Source organism: Arenibacter amylolyticus (genome assembly GCF_002150785.1).
GTDB lineage: Bacteria > Bacteroidota > Bacteroidia > Flavobacteriales > Flavobacteriaceae > Arenibacter > Arenibacter amylolyticus.
This window is the reverse complement of record NZ_MTAZ01000082.1, coordinates 1-11633: the sequence shown is the minus strand read 5'-3', so window position 1 is coordinate 11633 and position 11633 is coordinate 1. Positions and strand designations below refer to the sequence as shown.

Sequence of the window (11633 nt, the reverse complement as noted above, 5' to 3'; positions counted from 1 at the left end):
ATAGAGAATATAGAAGAAGTAATTTCATTTTTCGATAAAGGAACTCCCTTAGAACAAACACTTATAGATACTAAGGCGGAATTCTATAAAACCTTGGATTTCCCTGAATACGATTTTTCGGATGTGAAGGGACAAGAGAGCATAAAGCGGTGTATGGAGATTGCCGCTGCAGGCGGACATAATATTATCCTTATTGGTCCGCCAGGAGCTGGAAAGACGATGTTGGCAAAGCGACTCCCATCCATACTGCCTCCAATGACCCTTCATGAAGCCTTGGAAACCACCAAAATCCACAGTGTGGTTGGGAAAATCAAAAATATGGGACTTATGAACCAAAGGCCCTTCCGGAGTCCACACCATACCATTAGTGATGTGGCCCTCGTTGGAGGCGGTGCCTATCCCCAGCCAGGGGAGATTTCCCTTTCCCATAACGGGGTATTGTTCTTGGATGAGTTGCCAGAGTTTAAACGGGGAGTTCTGGAAGTAATGCGACAGCCTTTGGAAGATAGGGAAGTTACTATTTCAAGGGCACGGTTCACCGTAACCTACCCCAGTAGTTTTATGCTGGTAGCCAGTATGAATCCCAGTCCAGGAGGGTATTTTAATGATCCTGATGCCCCCGTTACTTCTTCGCCCGCAGAAATGCAGCGGTATCTAAGTAAAATATCGGGCCCACTATTAGACAGAATTGATATCCATATAGAAGTGACTCCGGTACCTTTCGAGAAATTATCGGAAGACCGAAAAGGAGAAAGTAGTGTTGATATTAGAAAGAGAGTCACAGCAGCTAGGGAAATCCAGACCCTGCGTTTTGCCGATACGGATACCGTACATTATAATGCCCAGATGAATACCAAACAGATACGGAAATATTGTAAAATGGACGAGGCTTCCAAGGAATTGCTAAAAAATGCCATGGAACGTTTAAACCTCTCTGCCCGTGCTTACGACCGAATCCTAAAAGTAGCCCGCACTATAGCCGATTTGGATAAGGTATCAGAAATTAATGGGACGCATATTGGGGAGGCCATTCAATATAGAAGCTTGGATCGAGAAGGCTGGTTGGGTTGATAATTTGGTGATTTGGCAATGTGTTTATTTGGAAATTACTTGTACAAAAAAAAACTACTTATACTAAAAAATCCCAATCTGTATTCAATAGAAGCACGAGCTAAAGGCTTGCCCGACTAATCTTGGGCGGGCCTGCCCGACTAATCCTGGGCGGGCTTTCCATGCCGCAAAGGGTATAACAAAGGATGAAACTTTTAAAGTAGTTTAGGTTTGGTAATTGCTCATGCTCTTGGTCCTAGCTACAAGTATAGGGCAGATAATGATATGGGTATGTTCAGAGCTGCATGTATATCATTTCATAACTAAAAAACATTCGCTGGCACGAGCCTGCCTATGTCGGCAGACAGGCGTCATGCTCGTGCCAAAGGATCATTGCACCACCTTTAAGGTAGAATACCCTAAACTACCTTTTTCCAGCTGAATTTGTGTGGTAATCCGTTCTTTTAAAGCGCTTACATGCGATATAACCCCTACCGATTTGTCTCCTTCATTTTGCATTTTCTCTAGAATTGTAATTGCCTGGTCTAGTGTTTCCGGATCTAAAGTTCCAAATCCTTCATCGATAAAAAGCGATTCTATCTTTACATTTTTAGCAGCAATATCAGACAGGGCAAAGGCCATGGCCAAACTTACCAGAAAGGTTTCACCGCCCGATAAGGTTCGTACAGAACGACGGGCATTCCCCATATATTTATCATATACTTTTAGCGTATCGCTCTTCTCGGCTTCTTCTGCCGTGGGAATATCCAAAAGATATCGATCGCTGAATTCCGAAAGTCGTTTGTTGGCGTAGCCAATAAGCTGCTCCAAAGTCAGGTCCTGCACAAAATTGGAGAATTTGTTTCCGGTAGCATCACCAATTAAATCATTCATAGTTTTCCAGAGGGACAAATCCTTTTTGAGGAGGTCTATTTCTTCCTGAACCTTTTGTTGGCGTTGCCTAGCTTTTTTATCCTCCTCAAGACTTTGGGAAATTTTACCAATAGTTACGGATAGATTATCCCAATTGGTCTTCGCATCCTTAAATAAGGTGGTTAATTCCTCCATGGAAAGTGTGGGGTCATCTTTCTTCAATAATTCCACCAATGCTTTTTTCAAAGAGCTCTCTTTCTCGGTCAGCTTAGTTCGTATCTCTTTAAGCTGACTCTCACGTCTTCTTATTTTGCTGGCACGTTCTTCTGGAAGTATTCCCGATCGTAAACTTTGCAAGGAGTCTAATTCCTCCTTTAATATAATGCCCTTTAACTCGGTCTCTTTCTTTACTTTTTCACTCGAAATTGACTTTAGTTTATCTGCATTCTCCTTTATTTGCTCCTTTAGGGAGGAAATAGCAGAACTAGAACGCGTAATGGAAGTGCTAAGTTCGTGTACCTTTTTATTGATATCTGGACCGAAAAAGAGGGCACTCCGCTGCTGTTTTAATTCTGTATATGAGGTCAATGCCAATTCCCACTGCTTTAATCGCTCCTCTATATCCTTAAAAATGGAAGCCGCTTGGAAGGCTTGTTTAGACCTTTCCATATTTTTTATACGAAGGTTTAAATCGTGTCGGTTAGACTGTAAGGTCGCCAAGTCGTTTTTATAATCCCATTTTAGCTGTTGTCCCAATTTGTTTAAAGTTTCCTCATACTTGGCACCTTCTTCTTTAAGGGTAGCCATCCCAGAATTGATATCGGGAATTCCCTTTTGCAGAAATTCAGTGTTGGCTTTAAGGTTTATTAAGTTGGTTGAATCCTTTTGAAGCGACTTCTTTTTTTCGTTTAGCAATTCCTCGTTTGCATCAAAATGGGGGGTGTCCGAAGCATAGGGGTGGTGCAGGGATCCACAGAGGGGACAGGGTTGCTCTGGTTCTAATTGCGAGCGATATGCCTCTAGGCTTTGATGTTTACGTTGTTGTTCCAACGATTTTTCAAGGCTTTCTATTTCCTTGGAGGCCACACCTACCTCTTTTTCCAAGGATCCTATGATTTTTCTATTTTTTGCTAACTGCTCATTTACCTCTTTTAGTTTTGCTAGCTGGGTCTCCTGGTTTTTTTGAAGTTTGAGATGCTGTTCTTTGGCATTTAGAAAATCCCCTGCCTTTTCGTTTAAATTTCGAAGGGTTTCCAATTCCAAATCCAATTGCTCTAGGGAGTTTGCCCCGGAACTTTGTAGGACGCTCTGTATGGATTGGTGTACGGCATCTATTTGGGGTTTCAATAGTTCGGGTTTATCGGCCATAGGTAATGGATACCCTAGCTGATTAACTTTGTTTATGTAGATGCTGACCTGCTCTTGGAATAAGGAGGCTTCCTTTTGTTTGTTTTTCTCTTCTGCTTGTAGTTGTACAATTTTATTGCGAAAAACCTCTAATTTTTCGCTAACGGTGGTCACATCCACCTTTTCTCCTAGAAGTTTATTAGAATCTTCCAAAAGAGAATTGAGTTGGATTGTTGCTAGGGATTTAGATTTCCCGAGTTTGTCACTTGCCTCTTTAAACTGGAGCTCTTGTTTTGTTATAGCATCAAAATCAGCTAAGATGGCCCCATATTTAGCTAGTTTATCGTGTTGTTCCAATTCTCCTTTATAGGGATGAAAGGTCTCCCAATCTTTTTTTAACTGAAGCTGTTCTGTTTGCAGGGCTTTATGCTCAGTTTGCTTTTTCTGAAGTTCCTTTCTATTATTTATTCTTTCTGAGGCGCTTTCATAGGCCTTTTCTATGGTAGGTTTCGATTGGGTTAATGCCTTCAGTTTACTTTTCCTTTCTTCAATTTCTTCTTTTGTAAGCAATGCAATGGTTTCTAGCCCAGCCTCTTTTAAAGCAATATTCTTTTCTACCTGCTTGTAGCGGAAATAGACTGCCTTTCCAATTTCACGATAAGATCTCGCCCCGGTAATGTCTTCCAATAACTTATTGCGTTCGTTTCTAGGAGCTTGGAGCAGTTTACTGAACTCCCCTTGCGAAAGCACCATGGCTTTAACAAATTGCTCATAGCTTAGGCCAATGATCTCTTGGTTTTTCTGGGGTGTTTTGGTGCCTTCCTCCAAAATATGTTGGGTAGCAACTTCTACCAATTCCTGTTTTCGGGCATTTAAATTATTATTTCTATTGCGTTCTATAGACCAGTGGCTGCGATAATTTTTTCCATTTACACGGTATTCTACCTCTGCAAAACAACTTTTCATGTTACGGGTCATGATCCCTCCATCGTCTTCTAGGATAGAGTTACTTACCGATTTGTCTACCCTAGCGATACGATTGTATAGGGCTAGGGTTATGACATCTAATAAGGTAGACTTCCCTGAGCCTGTAGGGCCTGTAATGGCAAATAATCCGGCATCGGCTAAAATGCCATCGCCAAAATCAATTTCATGTTCTCCTTTTAGGGAGTGTATATTTTCAAATCTTACTTTTAAAATCTTCATGGACTATAGGTTCAATTCCTCAATAATTTCACGGAAAGCGTTTTTTAGATCCTCTGTGTTTTCCAGTTCGCTCTGTAGCCCAAGCTTTTTTTCGAACATCTGCATGGGGGTAACATCGGAAACATCCGTTCCTACTGCAAAAGCGTCGCTGGCACCCCTGATTTTACTTTTGAAATTGAGGCGCGATTTAACAATTTTGAGGTTATTGTCGAATTCTGAATCGGTGAGTGCTTCAAAAGCTTGACGTTTTTCCAAATCTTCCCTTTCCTCATTTACGATAAGTTCCACTAGGGAGGGTAGGGTGGTAGTTTCGGAATAGGTCTGTAGTTTGGCTTCCACTTCCTGGAGGTTTCCCTCAAAGGTAATTAGGTTTCTATGCTTAGGAACAGGAACAATTTCTACCTTGGAAATTTCGTTGTTTTCTAGGGTTATTACATTTATTTGTTTGCGATCTTCTTTTTCAGAAAAGCTCAATGGAATGGGAGAGCCGCAATAATGAATGTTTTGTGCCTCGGAAACTACCTGCGGCTTATGAATATGCCCCAGTGCAACATAATGTGGAAGCGTTCCAAACATATTGGCGTCTACCCCGGCTTGGTTCCCAATCTGTATATCGCGCTCACTTTCGGACAACTCACTTCCCTGTACATACAAATGCCCCATTACTATAAATACCTCATCAGTATAATGCTGGCTGTAATGCTCGTTTACGTTCCAAAAATAACTGCGAAGACCATCTTTAATCTGTTCTATTTTAGTAGCGTAGCTTTCCCCTGCGGCCGACTTCCGGATATCGCGATCTTTTAGGAAGGGAATAGCGGCTACCACCAGCTTTTCACTGTTCTTTTCTACCTGAATAAACATATCTTCCATGGCATCTTTAGCGCCGCCTATCACTGATATATCGAATGCTTTTAGTAATTCGGCAGGTGCATTTAAAACAGCGGGTGAATCGTGATTTCCACCAGTGAGTATAATTTTGCAATCTAGCGGTATCAGGCTCCTTAATAGGTCGTAATACTGCTTATAAGCTGCTTGAGACGGATTGGCCTGATCAAAAATATCGCCAGAAACTAATAGAACGTCAATGTTTTCCGTTTTGATATAGTCTATTAACCATCTAAAAAATAAATCTAGGTCCTCTGCAAGGTCATATTTATGTAGCTGTTTCCCGATATGCCAGTCGGAAGTATGTAGGATTTTCATACGAAGGGTTTATTTAAGGAAGGTAAAATTACAAGAAAATTGTCCATGTGCGAATACATCAAGATTTTTGTAATTAAATCATTTCTTTAATTCATAATATTGGAATGTAATTAAATCATATAATTCATTAAATCCTATTTTTGATGCTTATATCCCAATGCAAAATGAGAAACCCATAAGTATACGCTGATGTATAATAGGTTTGCCATTTTGCCCTTAGCTGTAGGCTAAAAGTCGTTATTGACACCACAATTGTTCTTATGTGCTAAAAACATGGTACTAATCGGTTATTTTTATGGTTTGTTAGCGTAATTATGAAACGGAAAGTAAAAAGAATAAAGAACCCTTGGCCTACAAAGCAGGCTATGACACAAGTCTATGAAATGAAGCTCTGGGGAGCAGGCGAAGAAGTGTATTATTCAGGTGTAGGGTCGCATCATCCAGATATAGTTGCGCCTTATATTTCTGTGGTAACCTCATTCTTAAAAACCTTTACTCCACCCTTGGTAGTGTGCGATTTAGGTTGTGGGGATTTTAATGTAGGCAAGCAATTGGTGAAGCATTCCAAGAGATACATCGCCATAGATATTGTAGCAGATCTTATTGCCCATAATAAGGAAAAGTATAAAGATGGGAACCTGGAGTTCCATTGTCTGGATATTGCCGTGGATAAGCTGCCCTCTGGGGATTGTGTGTTAATACGTCAGGTATTGCAACATGTTTCCAACAACGAGGTGCAACGCATTTTGGATAAGGTATCCCATTATAAATATGTTATTCTCACAGAACATATTCCCGATGGAGATTTTATTCCTAATAAAGATGTAATTTCTGGACAAGGAACCCGATTAAAAAAAGGTAGTGGGGTAGATGTCTTGGCACCCCCTTTCCATTTTAAGCCGAGGCATGCAAAACAGTTGTTGTGCGTTGCCTCAAATGATGGTAAAGGAAAAATAGTAACTACGCTTTATACCAATACTTAGACAAGGGTTAGTAGTCATTAACTCAAGCTAATCGTTGGTTTCTGGAATTACCGCTTGTGATTTAGCCACTATTTCCCGGATGATCCCGTCTAACTCTACAGCCGATGAAAGGATATTAGATAAAAATTCCATCTTCTCTTCTTCGGGTACTATATCATCTTTCAATAAATAGACTAAGCCCATCAAACGAGCTAACGGAGCCCTTACCACGTGCGATTGCGTCCAGGCAATATCCCTTAATTTTTCATTTTGAGCCTCTATATTCAGTGCCCGTTCCTGGAGCTCGCGATTCAGCTGCTTTAATGCCTCTTCATGGGTTTTAAGCAAACTAATATCGGTTAATGCCCCTATCATACGAATGGCTTTGGCTTGCCCATCTCTAATAACCGCTGCTTTATCCCATATATAGGCATACTCCCCATTTGCCTTTAGTAATCGGTACTCTTCCTCCCAAAACAATTCTTCAGGATTATCAATTGCTTTGTAATAGGAGTTAAGTACCCGAGTTTTATCTGAAGGATGTAGTAGGTTTTCCCATAACTGAAGGTTTTGGGACGCATTGCTTATGTCATGTCCAAAATGGGTTTTAAAAGCTTCGCTTAGAAATAAGGAGTTATTGGTGATATCCCAATCCCAAATTGCATCGTTGGTTGATTGTGCCACCCGTTTAAATCGCTCATTGGTAAGTTCTATTTCTTTTTCTGCTTCTATACGCGCATTTACATCCTTAAAATATATAGAGACTCCATAATCGGATGGGTAGGCATTAATTTCATACCAAGTTTTTGAATTGGGAAAATATCTCTCAAATGATAGTAGATCCTTGAGTTTAATGGAAGTGAATATTTTGGTGAAAATCTCCTGATCTCTTTCATTAGTAAATACATTCTGGTAGTGCTTGCCTAAGATTTGCTTTCTATCGATTCCGAAGGATTCTTCTGCTTTTTGATTCCAATAAGTAACTATACCATTAGTAGTTAGGGATATAAAGGCATCTCCAATACTTTCCAGTATCATCTTTTTCTCTTTACTTGCCTTTATAAATTCTTGCTCAGCTGACTTGAGCTGATGGATATCCTGATAACTACCATATATTCGTATACATTTATCATTAAAAAATTCAGGTTTCCCAATTGCCCTAATCCACTTCTCCTTCCCCTTTGCCGTTCTTATAGGAAATTCTAAATCGACCGTTTTATTTTCAAGGAATTTACTTTTTATGATTTCAATAAATTTCTTGGCATTTTCCTGAACCTCATAAAATCCAACTATATTCTGTAGGCTTGGAACAAAGTCTTTATCCACCTCATGGATTTCCTTGGTCATCTCGGACCAATAGAGTGTGTCATTTTCCAAATTTAATTCCCATGCTCCAATACGTGCCAGTTTGGTAACATCCTTTAATAGCCCTTCAATTTCCTTTTTTTGCGTAATATCCTTGGCCACAGCATAGGTAATTCCTTTTTCATGGGTTAGATCGGCAGTCCAACTGAGCCATTTAATTTTCCCTTCCTTGGTGAGGTAGCGGTTTTCAAAATATCGGAGGGGCTTTCCTTGGTATAGGCCAATAAGCTGTTCCACTGTTTCTTCCCTATCTTCGGGGTGGACAAACTCAATAATTTTTTTGGAGAGGATTTCTTGCTCCGAAAAACCCAACAGTTTGGTAGCTGTCGGATTTATTTTTTTAAACATTCCATCATCGCCAATTTTACATAGAATATCTGGGGTGAAATTAAAAATTTGATCCAGTTCTAGATCCAAAATCTTCCGTTTAACAGCTGCTCCTAAATTGGCTTGTAACTGTTTAAATAATTTACCATAAAACAAGGGGCTCTTAGTAGTATTTTCTACCCCAAGAACAAGGATTCCCTTTACCTTATCGTTGTGGATTAGGGGAATCCCGGTAAATGCTTTTTTGCTGGACGGATGTAGATCGGTTGCTCTTTCCATATCTATTTCCTTTTCCACACTGTCCCATACCAGAGTTCTATTGGTTTGCCACACCGTGCCGGGCAAACCTTCTCCCAAGCCTAAAGGGGTATAGGTTTCCTTACTCATTAATAGGGGAGTGTCTTTAGGATCTTTTAAAACTTGTGCGGCTAGGGTCATGGTAGAGCGGTCCGAATTCGGAATCCAAAATTGGCCCACGCTAAAGTTGATCCTTTTAATTAGATGTTGTAGAATTTTTTCCAAACAGGTCTCCAGAACTTCGTGACTATTGAGTAAAACGGATATTTCGTTCAGTATTTTTTCCTGCAGCTCCAAATTCTTTTTCTCAGTCACATCCCGCTCTATGGAAACCCAATGGGTATAGTTGCCATTTGCGTCTGCTACGGGATTCACAACACAGTGGACCCAATAATCCTCTCCGTTCTTATTCCTACTGGTCAGGGTAGTCTCAAATGCCTGCCACTGTTGCATGGCTTCCCTTCTTTTCCTTAGCTTGTTGGGATCTGCATTGGGACTTAGGAGGATGGAGGTAGACTTCCCGAGAACTTCCTGAACAGCGTATCCGCTCATTGCAACGAAAGCCTGATTGACAAAAACAATCTTTTGTCCTCCTTCTTCTAATGGATGGGCCTCTGTAACCAAAACCGCTTCCTTGGTATTGACTACTACGGATTGTAAAAGCTTTAGTTGCCGTTCTTCCTTTTTCTGCTCCGTTATATCTTCTATGGTGCCTTCAAAAATATTGGTAGCACCGTTTTGGTTTACCACAAGATGTCCTAATTCATGCACCCATTTTACAGTGCCATCTGGTAGTATAATTCGGTAGCTAATATCATGTATCCCTTGTCCATAAAAGGACTCACCACTTTTTTTGATAAACTTATCGCGGTCCTCTGGGTGAACGGTTGCTAGGATATCTTCATAATTAAGTTTGAAAGACTTTTTATTCCTTCCCCAAATGGCATACATAGTATCTGACCAGGAAATGAAAAAAGTACTTAGATTAATACTCCAATAACCCTTCTTTGCATGGTCGTTGCTCTTTTTTAATGTGCGTTTAGACGATAAACCCAATTTCTGCTTGTGGGTACTAACCCCACTGTTGGAATTGCTCTTGTTTTCCGTACTGGGTTTTACTTTTGTAAGTGTATTTTGGAGGCCACTAATTAAGGTAAGGGTATGGTTGGCTAGGGTCTGTAAGCTTTTTAATTGTTTTGAAGTTAAATTTCTTTCTTGTCGGTCCCAAATAAAAATCAGCCCCATTAGGGCCCCCAAACTGTCTACTAAAGGGGTTATTGCTATAAAAACGGGAAAGTCTGGAGTGAGCTCATCAAACAATTCTTTGGTTCGTTCGTCCGTTAGAATATTGGAAATAACTAGCGGCTCCTTGGGTTTTGCGCTTAGATGATATTTTATATAAGGTTCTAGCCTTACCATGGACTCTGTTAGTCTGCCTGCGGATAGATCACTACTTGTGGATGCTTCCAAAATGGCGACTCTTTCCTTGGGGAGTTCAAGAAGTTGTGAAGTTAGTTCACAAATGGAAGAATATAGGGTATTAGGAAGGTTTATAGGGTGGTATGAGGGGAGAAGGGGATTATTACTCATAGGGGATTAAAAAATATCCTAATTAAAATTTAGGTGCTCAATTAAATTTTATCTGCTTTTATTAATGGCATACTGAATAATGGTAAGTGGCGTTCATTACAAAAATCGAATTTTTATTTGGAATTGGAACCATGGGGTATGTAATTATTACGAATAAAGAGTATAATTTGTGCTCTATACTTCCTGGATGAATTCAAATCTTAATGAACCTGCTAAAACAGCAGGAGCGCCTGCTTTTAATGAAGGGGTTACGCCACTTATTATCAGGAAAAAAACTACGTTGTGAAGAATTTAACAGTTTTGGAGTAGGGTTACCCAAGCTTAAATTGTTTTATAGGCAAATGTTCAACTTAAAATTATTATGAAGAGTATGAAGAATTTTTTAAAGAATTCAGGATTGGCAGTTATCGCTGTAATGGCTATGGTGTCATGTAGTAAAGATGACGATTCTCCGATGGAAGGTGAAACGTACAACACTAGTTTTGAGATTACCGATGCCCCAATAGATAATGCCGATGTAAAAGCTGCTTTTGTAACCATTACCAATGTTACAGTAGATGGGAAAGCCTTGGAGGGTTTTAGTGCCACTACCGTTAATTTGGCTGCTTTGGTAGAGGGAAAAACCAAAGTCTTGGGTAATCTAGACCTACAGGCAAAGTCGTATTCAAATATCGTATTTGAATTAGATTTTGATAAGGATGTGTATGGAAACGCTCCAGGTTGCTACATTGAAAAGGCAAATGGGGAAAAGGATGCATTGGTCGCTTCCTCCAACAAAATTAAGGTTACGGATACTTTTGAGGTGCTTGCCCAAGCTAAAAATGTAATTGTGGTTGATTTTGACCTTAGGAAGATCATTAAAGAAGATACGAGCAATGGGTCTAGCGATTTTGAATTTGTGACGATGAGTGAGCTTTCTGCAGGAATAAGAACTGTAAATGCAGAACTAACCGGAAAAATTTCTGGAACGGTAAGCGATTCTAAAAACACCTCGGATAAAATTATTGTGTACGCCTATAAAAAGGGAACGTTCAATGCCGATGTAGAAACAAAAGGTGCGGGGAAAAGTGGCATTACCTTTGCCAATGCCGTAACTAGTGCGGAAGCAAAAGGGTTTACAGGGTCTTATAACTTGGTATTCTTGCAAGAAGGAGATTATGAACTGGTTTTTGCCTCGTATAAAAAGGAAGGTGACAAGCTATATTTTAATTCCCTCTTGGAGGTAGAATCGGCTTTAGGACTCAATCTAAGTTCCATCAGTGTAACCTCTACTTTAAATTTAAGTGCCAATGTAGTTGTTAAAGGCACAAAGCAATAATTAAAGTAGTATTCCGATAGAATTATAAAAAGCTGCCATTGTTGGCAGCTTTTTTGTTGTGTGCCGTGCATGGTAATTCGCTAGGTGGTGAA

6 protein-coding genes are annotated in these 11633 nt (G+C 40.0%); 3 read left to right on the top strand and 3 right to left on the bottom strand.

Going from position 1 to position 11633, the window contains the following annotated elements:
- On the top strand, positions 1–1071 hold a 1071-nt coding region (locus BV214_RS16415), incomplete at its 5' end, for a YifB family Mg chelatase-like AAA ATPase (RefSeq protein WP_086478579.1).
- Positions 1072–1440: 369 nt separating this feature from the next.
- Here the strand turns inward: BV214_RS16415 and BV214_RS16410 are convergent.
- Both BV214_RS16410 and sbcD read right to left on the bottom strand, forming a co-directional pair.
- Positions 1441–4476, bottom strand: coding sequence for an AAA family ATPase (locus tag BV214_RS16410; protein WP_086478578.1), 3036 nt, complete (start codon positions 4474–4476; stop codon positions 1441–1443).
- Positions 4477–4479: 3 nt separating this feature from the next.
- The gene (gene sbcD / locus BV214_RS16405) at positions 4480–5682 is read right to left on the bottom strand and encodes an exonuclease subunit SbcD (RefSeq protein ID WP_086478577.1); all 1203 of its coding nucleotides are present in this window, start codon (positions 5680–5682) and stop codon (positions 4480–4482) included.
- Between the two features lie 365 nt (positions 5683–6047).
- Here sbcD and BV214_RS16400 point away from each other — a divergent pair, with 365 nt between their 5' ends.
- Positions 6048–6665 carry a class I SAM-dependent methyltransferase gene (locus tag BV214_RS16400; protein WP_394334944.1) on the top strand — a complete coding sequence of 206 codons (618 nt, stop codon included), beginning with the start codon at positions 6048–6050 and terminating at the stop codon, positions 6663–6665.
- A gap of 27 nt (positions 6666–6692) precedes the next feature.
- Here BV214_RS16400 and BV214_RS16395 read toward each other — a convergent pair whose 3' ends face one another.
- Positions 6693–10223 (bottom strand): PAS domain S-box protein, encoded by a 3531-nt coding sequence (locus BV214_RS16395; RefSeq protein WP_086478575.1) that lies wholly within the window; start codon positions 10221–10223, stop codon positions 6693–6695.
- Positions 10224–10593: 370 nt separating this feature from the next.
- Between BV214_RS16395 and BV214_RS16390 the strand changes: the two genes are divergently transcribed.
- The gene (locus BV214_RS16390) at positions 10594–11541 is read left to right on the top strand and encodes a DUF4382 domain-containing protein (protein ID WP_086478580.1); all 948 of its coding nucleotides are present in this window, start codon (positions 10594–10596) and stop codon (positions 11539–11541) included.
- Positions 11542–11633: the final 92 nt, after the last annotated feature.